We start from the raw sequence: 14811 nt of genomic DNA, 5'->3' as shown, positions 1-14811 counted from the left end.
AGGATGTGCACCTATAAATGACTCAGGTAAGCCATTTATAGGTGGTTGATCAATATTTTAATATTTGGCAGCTTTAGAATCTTTAGGCAGTGAGTTTTGTATAAACTCCCTTAAGTCGTTATTTGAGCTTTCTAAATCAGCGTGGCGAAGATACATCATGTGCCCACTTCTGTAGCCTTTAAAGCTTAGACGGTCTTTCATTTTTCCACTTGGATCTAATTGCCACATTGTGTATTTGGCATCAAAGTAATTAGTTGCACCATCGTAATAACCCGCCTGTACCATTACATTCAAGTATGGGTTTTGAGCCATCGCAAGACGAAGGTTTTCACCGGTATTATTGCCACTTCTATCCCAAGGATGAACGTTGCCAAATAAGTTATATTTGATGTCGGTTTTATAGTTTAACTCCTCGCGTAGGTAGTAATTGATTGCAGGCGTAAAGGAGTGCAACCATGAAGTCAGCTCTGCCCAGTAATCAGGTGAGTCACCAGCATCACGTTTGTCTATACCTAAATAGCGAGAGTCTAAACGGCCGACTGTTTGTCCTCGGTCACGCAATAATTCCTTCCAAAAGTATTGTGTAGGGATATCGAGGTTGTTTTGATCGACAAAGGTTTCTGAAAGGCCTGCATACTCAGCCATTTTTTTAATAATACGACGCTTTTCGTCTTGCGCTAAAAAACCGCCCTTTGCTAATGCGGGTATTAGTTCGTTTAAAGTAAACTGCTCAACTTCAGGAAGGAGTTCATCTAAGTCCTTTGCTTGTAAGTCGGCGTTTAGTGCTTTGTGATACCACGCAGTGGCTGCAAAGTACGGCAAGCGATTTGCCGCTTTAACGGGGCCTTCGCGTTTAATACCAATGTCTGTTGGTGACACTAATACAACACCGTTAATATACATCCATTGGCTATTTTGTAATTCATGTGCAAGGCCTGATACGCGTGTTGTGCCATAACTTTCGCCAATTAAAAACTTTGGAGAGCGCCAACGCTCTGTTCTGTTTACAAAAGTATTTAACCACTCGCCAAGGTATTTAATGTCGGCATTAACGCCAAAAAACATGTCTTTTTGTTGAGCTTTAGAAAGCATTTCGCCTTTTTCGTTTTCAATAACTCGCGAATAGCCTGTATTTACTGGGTTTACGTAAACAATGTCGGCAACATCAAGCACAGAGTACGGGTTGTCTTTTACACCGTAGGGCTGAATAGGATAGCCTTCATCATCAATTTTTAATACGCGAGGGCCTGTGTAGGCTAAGTGCATCCAAACTGAGGCTGAGCCAGGACCACCATTAAAAGAAATGAGCAACGGGCGTTTGGCTCTATCATCAACTTTATCGCGCGTGTAATACGTGTATTGTAGTGTAGCAACGGCATCACCTTTGTTGTCCCATACGGGTTGAGTGCCTGTGGCAACCGTATAATTAAAGCGTTGACCATTAATTTTAGCTTTGTGTTGGGTGACTACTTTACTGTCTACATCAATACGGCGCTGATTATCAGCATCAGCAAGCGGGCTGAGCATTAATGCAAAAACTGTGATTGGTAAAATACGACTAAGCTTCATGAGGTGTCCTTATTATATTTGATAACCTATTAAAGATAAAAATAAGCAAAATAACAAAAGTAATGAGACTAGCTGCCGATATTAATGGTTGAGTTAATTAACATAAGCCGATAAGTAAAATAATCAATTATTTATGGTGTAAATTTTTGTTTAATTATTTAGCTAAGAATTAAAATCGGGTATATTTGCCAGCAAGTTTGTTTTTATTACAATTATTGATTTACAAGCTGGTTAATGGAATGTGCTTTAATATTTAAAGCGTTAAATAACAATGACTCTGGGATGTTTTTTATTTACTTATTTTTGCTGCTTAAAGTGTGGTACCAGTAAGTTTTATTATTTTGTGTTTGCAGCAGATGTTGCAAAAATAATGAGAACAAAGAGAAGGTCTATGCAAAGAGTATTAGTGGTTGAAGACAGTAAAGTAGTCCAGCAGGTTTTACGCCACTTAACTGCCCAGTATTTAGATGTTGCCGTTGATTTTGCCTGGTCATTAGCTGAATGCCAGGAGCACGTAGAAAAGTACGACTATTCATTAGCACTTGTTGACTTAACTCTCCCCGATGCCCCAAATGGCGAAGTTGCCAAATATACACTTTCTAAAGCAATTCCTACGGTTGTGCTTACATCAAAGATAGACGAGTACAAACGTCAGCAAATGCTAGAAGATGGTGTGGTAGATTACGTTATAAAAGATAACCGTGATTCTTATCATTATGCCGTTAAATTGGTTTCTCAACTTTTAAGAAACCAAGGTTGTAAGGCATTAATTGCGGACGATTCTATGTTGAGTCGTTCGTTAATGAAGCAAATGCTCGAAAAGCAATTGTTTGATGTAAGCACCGCGAATGACGGGCAGCAAGCGCTTGAAATATTAAAAGCTGATCCAGATATAAAGCTGCTAATGACCGATTACGCCATGCCAACAATGGATGGCTTTGAGCTAGTTAAAGCAGTTCGTAATTTTAGAGGGCGCGATGATTTAGCTGTAATTGGTTTATCTGGAGCGGGCAAGCACGGTTTATCAGCACGCTTTATAAAATATGGCGCAAACGACTTTTTGACTAAACCCTTTATGAATGAAGAATTTCACTGCAGGGTGTTGCAAACAATGGAACAGTTATCACTGATTGCAGATATCAAAGAAAGTGCTTTTAGAGATCACTTAACCGGTTTATACAATCGACGTTATTTTTATCAATATGCTGAAAAGTTATTAAAAAACCAAAATCAAAATAATACGCTAGCGCTACTCGACGTGGACTTTTTTAAAAATATAAACGATACATTTGGTCACGAAGGCGGCGATCAAGCGCTTAAGCAGGTTGGGTCTCTTATTCGCTCAACTTTTGCAAAATTTACTGTAGCAAGGGTGGGTGGTGAAGAATTTGCCATTGTTCTACCTGATATCGATTTAGCCAGAGCACGCGAATATTTAGAAGCGTTTAGAAAAAAAATGGCGAGTTACGATTTTTCTATTAGTGACAAGTCTTGCACGATAACAGCGAGTATTGGGCTTGCAGAGTTTCAAAATACCAATTTAAAAGATGCGATGCGTGTTGCCGACAAGGCGTTATACGAAGCAAAAAGCAAAGGCAGAAACTGTATCGGGTAACTGTTTATATTATAGCGCAATTTTGGGGTCTTTTTTATATGTGCACCAATGTAGCGGAGTTGTTAAAAAAACGCACCTAAATGGTGCGTTTTTTTTATGGTGAGTTTAGTTTTAAAGGTTAAGTTGTTGTTTTTAAATTAAATTAAATAGTGGCACAAAGGTTGGATTATGTTACCCAACAGGATAACAATAAAGAGTCCGAGGGGGCCGCTATGAAAATGATTAGTGCAATCATAAAACCATTTAAATTAGACGATGTGCGTGAAGCGCTCGCTGATTTAGGAATTGAGGGGATGACTGTAGTTGATGTTAAAGGTTTTGGACGTCAACGAGGTCATACAGAGCTATATCGTGGTGCAGAGTACCAAGTCGATTTTATTCCAAAGATCAAACTTGAAATTGCAACTCGTACAGAAAATTGTCAGCGCGTTGTTGAAGCAATCACAAAAATTGCATCAACAGGCAAAATTGGTGACGGCAAAATTTTTGTGTACGACTTAGATCAAATAGTTCGTATCCGTACTGGCGAACTTGACGAAGAGGCAATTTAAGAGGGGCTTATGGAAAATACAATTGTAGAACTTAAATTTTCACTCGATACATTTTACTTTTTGATATCGGGTATATTAGTTATGTGGATGGCTGCTGGTTTTGCCATGTTAGAAGCGGGCTTAGTTCGTTCTAAAAACACCACTGAAATTTTAACTAAAAACATCGCGCTTTATTCAATCGCGTGTACCATGTTTTTGTTAGTTGGTTACAACATTATGTATGTAGACAACGCTGAGGGCGGAATTATGCCATCACTGGGCGCGTTAATTGGTACGCAAGCTGCTGATGCCGACCACTCTTTAGAGTCTGACTTTTTCTTCCAAGTAGTTTTCGTTGCAACAGCCATGTCAATTGTATCTGGTGCGGTTGCTGAACGAATGAAACTATGGGCTTTCTTAGCATTTACTGTTGTATTAACTGGTTTTATCTACCCAATGGAAGGTTACTGGACATGGGGCGGTGGTTTCTTGTCTGAAATGGGCTTTGTTGATTTTGCAGGTTCTGCCATTGTTCATGGTGCAGGTGCAGCAGCAGCACTCGCAGGTGTAATTTTACTAGGTGCTCGTAAAGGTAAATACGGAAAAAATGGTGAAGTTTATCCAATTCCAGGTTCTAACTTACCGCTTGCTACTTTAGGTACATTTATTTTGTGGATGGGTTGGTTTGGTTTTAACGGTGGTTCACAGTTATTACTATCTGATAAAGAAAACGCAACGGCAGTAGGTCAAATCTTACTTAACACTAACGCGGCTGCGGCAATGGGTGCAATTGCAGCACTATTTGTTTGTAAAGTATTATGGGGCAAAGCTGATTTAACAATGGTACTTAACGGTGCGTTAGCGGGCTTAGTTGTTATTACTGCAGACCCTCTTTCACCTTCTCCATTAATGGCTTGTCTACTAGGCTTACTAGGTGGTTCATTAGTTGTATTTAGCATTATAGCTCTAGACAAAATTAAGATTGATGACCCAGTAGGTGCTATTTCTGTACACGGTATATGTGGTGCACTAGGTATTATGCTGGTTCCACTTTCAAACGGTGATGCAAGCGTTGTTAATCAGTTAATCGGCTTAGTAACAATCTTGGCATTTGTTTTTGTAGCATCGCTTATTGTGTGGGCTATATTAAAATACACAATGGGTATACGTGTTACAGAAGAAGAAGAGCTTAACGGTATGGATCAACACGACTGTGGTGTAGAAGCTTACCCTGAGTTTGTATCTGTTCGTAATAACTAAATTTATATAGTGTGTTCATTAAAGCTCTACTTTAGGTAGAGCTTTTTTTCGTTTCAGGGAAGGTTAATTTTTCAGGTGTTAGGGTTATAGCCAATATGCTAAGCTCCCCTTTGTAAATAAACCGTTGGAACATATTACACTTACATGGCTGATAATAAAAAAACACCTAGTAGTAAAACCCCTTCAAAGCGTGCAACGAAAGCAAGCAGTTCGCCACGTAAAGCTAAACCCAAATCTACAAAAAAAACGGCAACTACTGTTGTTAAACGCTCATTTATGAGAAAAACATGGTCAGTTTTTTGGAAGCTGAGTTTGGCTGTTTTTATTGCTATGGCCATGTACTTTATTTATTTAGATTCAAAAACAACACGTGTATTTGAAGGAAATAAATGGCAACTCCCCGCTCAAGTGTATGCGCGTGCAATGCAGTTTTACCCAGGGCAATTCTTATCAAGTCAAGAAGTAGAATTTGAACTCGAACGTCTAAATTATTCATCTGTTAATAGGCTCAGCCGGACCGGCCAATACGTAAAAACGGCTGATAGCATTAAAATTTACCGACGAGAGTTTGAATTTTATGATGGGCTGGAGGAGTCTAAGATTGTTGAACTGCGTTTTGCGGGACAAAAGGTAGCCTCTGTAAAAGATAAATTTGGTAGGCGCTTGAACAACGCTCGATTAGAACCTGTTCAAATAGCCCGCATTGGTAACGATTCGAAGCAAGATAGAGAATTTGTTCCCCTTGATAAGTTTCCTGCTATGTTAAAAGACACTTTGCTAGTGGTGGAAGACCGTAATTTTTATGAGCACCACGGTGTATCTGTTTTTTCTATTTTACGCGCTCTATATACCAATATTAGAGCAGGGCGCACAGTCCAAGGCGGTAGCACGTTAACGCAGCAACTCGCTAAAAATATATATTTAACCCGTGAACGTTCGCTGCTGCGAAAAATCAATGAGGCGTTTATTGCGCTTATTCTTGATTATCGTTACTCAAAAGACCAAATATTAGAGGCCTACTTAAACGAGGTTTATTTAGGTCAATCTTATAACCAAGGCGTGCATGGCATGGGCTTGGCGTCTGAGTTTTATTTTTCAAAACCAGTAGATGAGCTTGAATACGATCAAATAGCGTTGCTAGTAGCGATGGTGAAAGGGCCGTCTTATTACAATCCTCGCCGCTACAAAGAGCGCACTATGGAGCGTCGCGATTTAGTACTTCGCCTCATGGTTGAAAATAAATTAATAAGCACAGAAGAATACCGAGCATCCCTTAAGCGCTCAATTGACATTGCGCCAATGAAAGAAAGTTTACAAAAATCATACCCAGGGTATTTAGAACTGGTGAACCGTGAATTAAATAAATTACTACCGGATCAGCAGATACTAGATGCTGGTGTTAGGGTGTTTACTTACTTTGATTTACAAAAACAAACAGCAATGGAAAACTCGGTTGAGAAAAGCTTACCTTATTTAGAGAAACGCCCTAAAACAGATAAGCTTGAGGTTGCTATGATCTCTGTAAATTCAGATAAAGGTGGCGTATCGGCCCTTGTAGCAGGGCGTGACGTTCGATATTCAGGCTTTAATAGAGTGCTGGATACAAAAAGAAATATAGGGTCTTTGGTTAAGCCCGCAGTTTATTTAACAGCACTACAATCACCAAATTATAATTTAGCTACATTACTTGATGATTCGCCGTTACAGGTAACAAACGAAGAAGGTAATGTATGGCAGCCTGAAAATTTTGATCGCCAATACCGTGGTGCAATCCCGCTTTATCAAGCATTTAGTAATAGTATTAATATACCTGCTGTTAATTTAGGCTTAGATATAGGAGTGGAAAAAGTTGCAAACACGCTTAAATCACTCGGAGTGGAAGGTCAAATAGATGAGTACCCGTCTTTACTCTTAGGTGCTTTAGAGTTATCCAGTTTTGATGTTGCCCAGCTTTACACCACCATAGCAAATGACGGTGAGTATAAGAAGTTGACGTCCATATCAGCACTTACTGACTCTGTAGGTAACGTGCTATACAAACATCAAGTAAGTGCAGAGCCTCGTTTTGATGAAGCCTCTGTGTACATGACCAAATATGCAATGAAGCGTGTAACAAAAGACGGCACAGCAAAGCGGTTAAACTTACACTTTCCGTCTATTCAACTAGCTGGTAAAACAGGGACTAGCAATGATTTACGTGACAGCTGGTTTGCAGGGTTTGATCAAAACACGGTAACCGTTGCATGGCTTGGCCGCGATGATAATAAAAGCACCGGTTTAACTGGCAGTGTCGGGGCGCTAGAAGCCTATATCCGTTATTTAAAACCACTCAACCCACAAGCCATTGCCGATACTCGCCCCCCTTCAATCCGTTGGGCCTTTGTAAACGAGCATACAGGTGAACAAGCTCCTCCAGGATGTGGGAAAGTGATACAGCTTCCATTAAGAGTGAGTGAATTTGAGCCAAGGCCGCGCTGTATAAAATGATAACTCAAACAACAAAGCCGTTATTTAGCGGCTTTGTTGTTTATATATATTAAAGCTATAAATATTAAAAGTTAAGACTTAAAAAAGCGCATTGACGTTGTTAAATCATTCGATAAGCGTGAAAGCTGCTCGGCGTCTTGCAGCGTTGATTGCGCTGACACTAATGTATGATCAGCTAAGTTATTAACTTCTTGCGAGTCATTAAGTGCCTGAGTCGTCGCGTTGGCTTGCTGTTTAACTCGTTCAGCGATGACCTCGCCTTGATGCTTTATATCCCCCATACTACTTTCTGCACTTTGCAGTACTGTATTTGTTTGGTTTGCGGCTTCGACAGATAACTCCATTTTTTCAACGCTTGAACGCATTTTAACTTGTGTATCGTCAGATGCCTTTTGCAGTGAGCTAATAATTTGGTGAATTTCTTGTGTTTGTGTTTGTGTGCGTAATGCAAGTGTTCTTACTTCGTCTGCAACTACCGCAAAACCACGTCCGTGTTCACCCGCTCTAGCTGCTTCTATTGCAGCATTGAGTGCTAATAGGTTTGTTTGGTCGGCAATTTCACTGATCCCTTTACTTACTTTACTAATTTCTTGGCTATCTTGAGCTAGTCGGTCAAGTGCTTGCTGACTTTCGGTAAACTCCATTTTTAAATCTTGCATGTATTGAGCAAGCTCCATGGTATTGCTCGACCCCTGTTTTACATGCTCAGCGGCATTTTGTGCAGTAAGTGTTGCCTGATGGGCTGATTCTTCAATTGTATGTGCAGTTTGCGCCATGTCACTTAATGCATGGCTAATTGCATTTACCCGTGTTTGCTGTTTTATTACGTCGTCACTGGTTTGACTACTGGCATGCGAAAGAGACTGAGTGGCATCGCATAACTCTTTGGTGCTGGCTTTAACATCTGAAAGTAGATGTGAAAAGGCATTGAGTAGGGCGTTGTATTGCTCAGCAATAACGCTCATTTCGTCACTCCCGATTGAGTTAAGGGTTGCCTTTAAGTCACCGTTAGCTGCTTTAGTGGCTGCTTTAGTGAAGCGACTTATGGTGTCAACGACTGCAAAATAAAACCCAACCATTAAATAAAGAGCAAACAGTAAACTGATGATAGAGGCGATCAGTACAGTGTTTCTGGTCCACTGCTGGGTTTGTATTTTATTACTAATTAACGATTCTAGAGTTGGAATACTGATGTTGATTAAAGCGCTAATATTTTTTTGAACATTGTCAGTGAGTGCTGAAAATTCACGCAGAGTTAATTCTATGTCGTCGGGTTCCAGTAGTTTTTTATCTATCGCGTTCTTAAATGCTGAGACTGATTTTTGTAGTTCATTTAAAGTGGGAGAAAGCGCTTTATTTACCGATTTATCCACTGACGTTGCAATAGCTAGTGTTTTTAAAAGTTGCTGCTCAAATTGGGGTAACGATTTACTTAGGTTTGAAAGTGCAATAAAGGTATCTGGAGTAAATTGGTTATTGTTCAGTACTGTATTTGCGCTCGCGGTGGTTAGGTTTATTTGAGTGATAAAAGCAGGGACACGGGTTACCAATGCACGATTTAAATAGGCGCTGGCAAGTTCGCTATCTAGCGCTAAATTAGATTGAATAGACACAAGCTCAAGGACATCGTCTACTTCGCTGTCTTTAATTTTAAAGCCCAACGAGCGTGCCACATTTATATTTTTATCGGTTGTCCCTTGTATTTGATTGGTAAGTATTGCCCGATAGCCTTTTAAACCTTGTTGTTCCATTTTCGACACATCAATACTTTTACTCAATAACGACACCAAAAAAAACATGCTTAGTGCAAGTGGGATCAAGAGAATGCCAAACGTGATGCTTATTTTAGTTTTGTATTTTAGATTCGCCATTAAGCGCATTGCAGGCGCAGCTAACTGCCGTAATCCAGACATAAGACTCTCTTGTATTTAATAAAGTAGGGTGAAGATAAGTAGACCTTGTTATGCTTAATTATCATTCAATTATATCAATTTACAAATAAAAAAAGCCCTTAAAGGGCTTTTTCAATCTTTAGTATTGATTGCCTGTTTTAAAAGTAGGTATATAAACCCCGTTTAGGCAATACTTGCGATTAAAGCTTTGCGAAACAACGCTCTGCTGCAGCTATAGTTTCTTGTACTTCCTGTTCCGTGTGCGCAGCGCATACAAAACCAGCTTCAAATGCTGATGGCGCAAGGTATACGCCTTCTTCAAGCATAAGATGGAAAAAGCGTTTAAAACGCTCTAGGTCACACTCAGTCGCTTGTTTGTAAGTGGTTACCTTTTCAGCATCAGTAAAGAAAAAGCCATACATGCCACCCGCGTAGTTTGTTGTAAGTGCGATACCTGCTTTTTTAGCGCCTGCTTCAAAGCCTTCACATATTGCTTTTGAAATAGCTTCTAGTTTGTCGTGTAATCCAGGCTCACTTAATAGCTCTAATGATTTTAAACCTGCAGCCATAGCTATTGGATTACCAGACAGTGTTCCGGCTTGATATACTGGGCCAACAGGAGCTATGTAATCCATAATTTCAGTTTTGCCGCCAAATGCGCCTACCGGCATGCCGCCGCCTATTACTTTACCTAAACATGTTAGGTCAGGTTTTATGTTGTAATACGCTTGTGCACCACCAAGAGCCACACGAAAACCGGTCATTACTTCGTCAAAAATAAGCACCGATTTGTATTCATCACATACTGCGCGCAGGCCTTCTAAAAAGCCTTCAACAGGTGGAATACAGTTCATGTTACCCGCTACCGGCTCAACGATAATACAGGCAATTTCGTCAGCGTATTTTTCAAAAATAGCTTTCACTTCTTCAATGTTATTAAACGATACTGTTAATGTGTGTTTAGCAAAGTCTTCAGGAATACCTGGTGAATTAGGCACGCCCATAGTTAATGCACCTGAGCCCGCTTTAACTAAAAGTGAGTCTGCATGGCCGTGGTAACAGCCTTCAAATTTAAGAATTTTGTCACGATTAGTAAAGCCACGCGCTAGGCGAATTGCGCTCATAGTTGCTTCGGTACCTGAGCTAACCATGCGTACTTTTTCTATTGAAGGTACAAGCGCTTTTACTTTCTCAGCCATTAAAATTTCAGCTTCAGTTGGCGCGCCATAGCTAAGGCCGTTTTCAACTGCTTCATGAACCGCTTGTTTTATAGCAGGGTGATTGTGGCCCATGATCATTGGGCCCCACGAACCTACGTAATCGATATAACGATTACCATCGGCATCAAAGGTGAATGCACCTTCTGCTTTTGTGATAAATAATGGTGTGCCACCTACGCCATTAAAAGCGCGCACTGGTGAATTTACGCCACCAGGAATAGAGGTTTGAGCGCGTTCAAATAAGTCTTGGCTAATTGTCATGAAAAATCCTATAAATTGTCACTTAAAAAAGGGTTAGCTGTCGCGTTTGCGGCTAAACCAAGGCACGTCTACTTCATATTGCTCAACTTTGTTTTCTACGCCGAGTGTTAAAGCAAACAGTGCCATACGAATTAATACGCCGTTTTGTACTTGGCGAAATATAGCTAAATTGTCGTTGCTGTTTAAGTCGTTATCAAGCTCGTTAGCTTCAGTACGACTATCACGAGGAAGCGGATGCATTAGCACTGAATTAGGCTTACAGTGTGCGTTATAAATTGACTGGCTAATTCTAAATCCGCCACGGTATTTATTTGCTTCTTCTTGAGATGGAAAGCGTTCTTCTTGAATACGTGTTTGATACACGATATCGGCCGCTAAGTTACCTTCCATTTTGTTCACTAGCTCTATTTTATGGCCAGCATTTTCTACTGCATCTAAAATACTGGTTGGCATTTGCAAGCCATCGGGTGCCACCATTGAAAATTTAACGTTTTTGTAATGGCACAATAGTTTTGATAACGAATGAACAGTACGACCGTATTTTAAATCGCCAACCAAAGCGATGTGCATACCATCAATGTTTTGATCAAAGCGGTGTAACTCACGTTCAATAGTAAGTAAATCTAGCAGTGCTTGAGTGGGGTGTTCATTTGGGCCGTCACCGCCATTAATTACAGGTACGGTACAGCCTTCGGCAAATTCACTAACCGAGCCTGCGTCTGGGTGGCGCATAGCTACCGCATCAGCATAAGCTGAAATAACACGCGCTGTATCGTATAAAGATTCACCTTTAGCAAGAGCTGAACTTTGCATGCCTGTTGTTTCACGCACGCCTCCACCAAGCAGATTAAACGCGGTACCAAAACTAACGCGTGTACGTGTGCTGGGTTCAAAAAACAAATTAGCTAAAATGGCGCCCTCAAGCACCGTTGTTTGCTTTTGCTTTTTAGCATAAGGCTCCATCTTTTTTGCTACTGCAAAAATACGTTCAATGCAGTCTCTGTCTAACTGATTAACAGACAGAATATGTTCACCTTGGAAACTTAACATGGGGTTATTCCTAGTTTTTCAAAAGGGCGCGATAATCCATAATATGGGGCACGCAATCGCGCATATTAGATTTTAAGTCGTGTGTAATTAATATGGTATTTTTTATACCAAATAGCTCAAAGGCTCGGTTTAATTACTGCCAGTGCAACTATAATAAGTAATGCAATAACAGGTAATTCATTAAAAATTCGGTAAAAACGATCTGTTTTAGTATTTCTGTCGTGTTTAAAGTCGGCTAGTAATTTAAAGCAGTACGCGTGGTATAAATATAAAATTATAACTAGCACTAGTTTATAGTGCAGCCACATACTGTATTTAAACCATTCACGGCCATATTCCACAATCGTTAGTACACCAAAAACAGCCGTTAAAATAGCAAATGGCGTTACAAAATAAAGGAGCCTGCGTTCCATTACTTTTAGCATAGAGTTACATGCACGCTCTTGGCTCATTGCGTGGTAAACAAATAACCGTGGTAAGTAAAAAATGCCTGCAAACCATGCAATCATAAAAAATATATGCAGCGTTTTATAAATCAGTAATGCGCTCATAATAACCCTTATTATTTATAGTAAGCTGTTACGGATGGTTAAAATATGATGAATTTGATCCCAACGTAACAGCCCCATTATTTGTTGATTATCTAACAGGTTGTATACATATAAAGCGCCACTGCGCTTATCTTTTAGTATATCAAAGGCATCAGCTAACGTTGCTTGACTGCTAATACCTTGTAAGTTTACATAGTTCAGGTTGATTGCTTGATCAGACATTAAGCTTAAATCGTATTCTGCAAGTCGATACCCGTTTTCTTCGTCAAACACAATCAATGGCGTTTGGCTGTCCATGGCATCGAGTGTATTTTTTATTTGCTCTTTGTCGTTTGAAAAAAGCAATTTAAAGTTTTCATCCATATCATCCATAATTCCCACCTTTTGCAGCGCCTCAGTGGCAGGGGAAACATGATAGGGAAGCCCCTGAAAATCAAGTTGCTGCAAAAATATAGAGCGATTACCAAATACTTGTAATGCGGTTACATAAGCTGTTGTTATCACAAGCATGGCTGGGACAATTATTTCTGGCGACGATGTAAGCTCCATTACTGTTGTTAAAGCTGCAAGTGGTGCATGTAATGTGGCTGCCATTAACCCAGCCATGCCCAATACACCATAAGTTCCGGCAATATCAGTACCAGGGCTAATAAACTGAGCAAAAAACGCCATCATAGTCCCAACTAAAACGCCTAACCCAATAACAGGACCAATTAACCCTCCCGGTATACCCAAACCTATAGCAAATAAAGTTGCTAGTAATTTAGCAATTAAAATAGTGGTGAGTAATTGCACATTATCTGGCGACTCCACCGCAATAGCTATCGCGCTCATGCCAGATCCCATTGCTTGGGGAACGGCATAAGCAATTAAACTTGCGATACAACCTGCAATGAGTAAACGAGGAAACATACTTAAAGGTTTAAATGTTTTAATAATTAACATTAAGTTTTGATTAAAGCTGTATGCAATAGCGCCCAGTGCCATACCGCATAAAATTAAATATGGATAGTGCCAACCACTCAAAGGAGCAATTGTTATGAGTGCAAGTTCTGACCCTCCCCCAAATACGAACTGAGTAGCAAGTGCACCTGTTACTGCAGCAAGCATAATAGGGACAAAAATATGAACTTTGTATTCTCTTAACACGACTTCCATAACAAAAATAACGGCGGCAAGAGGCGTGTTAAAGGATGCAGCAATACCCGCAGCAACACCACAGCCGCTTAATGTACGCATGGCATTGTGTGGTAAGTGGAGTTTATCGGCTAAAATACTGGCGCCCGTTGCTCCCATATGTACCGATGGGCCTTCTCGCCCAACCGAAAAACCACTGATTAATGCCAAAGCCCCCCCAACAAATTGGTTGAGTGTATTGTATAAAGGCATTTGCCCGTAATGACGCTTAATACGATGAATAACGAATGGGATACCTAACCGATAATGTTTGAAACCAGTAAAAGCGGCAAATGACGCAATTAAAAATGCTGCAATTAAAGGCATTAAAACACGTTCTAGAGTTGGCAGGGTTGTAAAGTCGTCTGGGGTTTCTAAAAATAAACTTTGAAAAAATAGAATTGTTAAGCGGAATAAAATAATAAAAAATGCAGCAATTAACCCAGCAACTACGCCTAAAAGGCATAATTGTACAGATGTTTTAGGTTGTGCGAGTCGACGCCTGAGCTGCTCCAGCCACATGCATTTTTTCCTCAGTGCATTTTTCAGCTGTATTTTAGCAAAAGCCAACCACTAAGTCCTTGTGATTTTATAAAATTATTAACTTAAATTAGCTATTTATGGCAAATAATAAAACGAAGTTTTTTTAGTTAAAATAATTACTTGTTTAACATGTCACTAGTTGCATATTAAAGTGCTGTTTTTTTCAGTCAATATAAGCGATATACAGTCATTTTTAATGTATTTATGGGTATAACTTAGAGCAAAGCGTTAATTGACTATACTTGATTAAAACACTCGGGTATTAGATAATCACGCCATTACGATATTGAGGGTTTTAAAATGTCAGAAGAATTACCAATTCAGTTTAGCGATGCAGCAGCTGTTCGTGTTAAACAATTAATCGATGAAGAAGAAAACCCGGAACTAAAACTGCGTGTTTACGTAACGGGTGGTGGATGTTCTGGCTTTCAGTACGGTTTTACTTTTGATGAAAAAGCAAATCCTGGCGATTTAGAAATTGTAAAAAATGGCGTAACGCTAGTGGTTGACCCTATGAGTATTCAATATTTAGTTGACGGTGTAGTTGACTATACTGAGGGCTTAGAAGGTGCACGCTTTTTTGTATCTAACCCGAACGCAACAACCACATGTGGTTGTGGTGCAAGTTTTAGTGTGTAAACACAGACTAATAAAAAA

At 39.8% G+C, this 14811-nt stretch carries 11 protein-coding genes; 5 read left to right on the top strand and 6 right to left on the bottom strand.

Annotation, left to right across the window (positions count from 1 at the left end; translation table 11 throughout):
• Positions 1-57 precede the first annotated feature (57 nt).
• Positions 58-1569, bottom strand: coding sequence for a S10 family peptidase (locus tag PMAN_RS10770; protein ID WP_006791515.1), 1512 nt, complete (start codon positions 1567-1569; stop codon positions 58-60).
• Positions 1570-1960: 391 nt separating this feature from the next.
• Here PMAN_RS10770 and PMAN_RS10765 point away from each other — a divergent pair, with 391 nt between their 5' ends.
• The 4 genes from PMAN_RS10765 (at position 1961) to mrcB (ending at position 7461) form a co-directional block, all read left to right on the top strand.
• Entirely contained in the window at positions 1961-3184 is a 1224-nt protein-coding gene (locus tag PMAN_RS10765; protein WP_006791513.1) for a response regulator, read from the top strand.
• 212 nt (positions 3185-3396) lie between these two features.
• On the top strand, positions 3397-3735 hold the full coding sequence (locus PMAN_RS10760; protein ID WP_004587162.1) for a P-II family nitrogen regulator: 339 nt from the start codon (positions 3397-3399) through the stop codon (positions 3733-3735).
• Between the two features lie 9 nt (positions 3736-3744).
• Positions 3745-4974 (top strand): ammonium transporter, encoded by a 1230-nt coding sequence (locus PMAN_RS10755; protein ID WP_010556986.1) that lies wholly within the window; start codon positions 3745-3747, stop codon positions 4972-4974.
• A 144-nt stretch (positions 4975-5118) separates the two neighbouring features.
• Entirely contained in the window at positions 5119-7461 is a 2343-nt protein-coding gene (gene mrcB / locus PMAN_RS10750) for a penicillin-binding protein 1B (protein WP_010556987.1), read from the top strand.
• Positions 7462-7532: 71 nt separating this feature from the next.
• Here mrcB and PMAN_RS10745 read toward each other — a convergent pair whose 3' ends face one another.
• From PMAN_RS10745 to PMAN_RS10725, 5 genes are all read right to left on the bottom strand, one after another.
• Positions 7533-9374 carry a methyl-accepting chemotaxis protein gene (locus tag PMAN_RS10745; protein WP_010556988.1) on the bottom strand — a complete coding sequence of 614 codons (1842 nt, stop codon included), beginning with the start codon at positions 9372-9374 and terminating at the stop codon, positions 7533-7535.
• Between the two features lie 179 nt (positions 9375-9553).
• The gene (gene hemL, locus PMAN_RS10740; protein ID WP_010556989.1) at positions 9554-10834 is read right to left on the bottom strand and encodes a glutamate-1-semialdehyde 2,1-aminomutase; all 1281 of its coding nucleotides are present in this window, start codon (positions 10832-10834) and stop codon (positions 9554-9556) included.
• 33 nt (positions 10835-10867) lie between these two features.
• Positions 10868-11884 carry an aspartate carbamoyltransferase gene (locus tag PMAN_RS10735; protein WP_006791507.1) on the bottom strand — a complete coding sequence of 339 codons (1017 nt, stop codon included), beginning with the start codon at positions 11882-11884 and terminating at the stop codon, positions 10868-10870.
• Positions 11885-12000: 116 nt separating this feature from the next.
• Entirely contained in the window at positions 12001-12435 is a 435-nt protein-coding gene (locus tag PMAN_RS10730) for a CopD family protein (RefSeq protein ID WP_006791506.1), read from the bottom strand.
• 15 nt (positions 12436-12450) lie between these two features.
• Entirely contained in the window at positions 12451-14133 is a 1683-nt protein-coding gene (locus PMAN_RS10725; RefSeq protein ID WP_006791505.1) for a chloride channel protein, read from the bottom strand.
• Positions 14134-14454: 321 nt separating this feature from the next.
• Between PMAN_RS10725 and erpA the strand changes: the two genes are divergently transcribed.
• The gene (erpA, locus tag PMAN_RS10720) at positions 14455-14793 is read left to right on the top strand and encodes an iron-sulfur cluster insertion protein ErpA (protein ID WP_006791504.1); all 339 of its coding nucleotides are present in this window, start codon (positions 14455-14457) and stop codon (positions 14791-14793) included.
• Positions 14794-14811 lie beyond the last annotated feature (18 nt).

The sequence above is a fragment of the Pseudoalteromonas marina genome, from assembly GCF_000238335.3.
Lineage (GTDB): Bacteria > Pseudomonadota > Gammaproteobacteria > Enterobacterales > Alteromonadaceae > Pseudoalteromonas > Pseudoalteromonas marina.
This window is presented reverse-complemented; position numbering and strand designations above follow the sequence as displayed.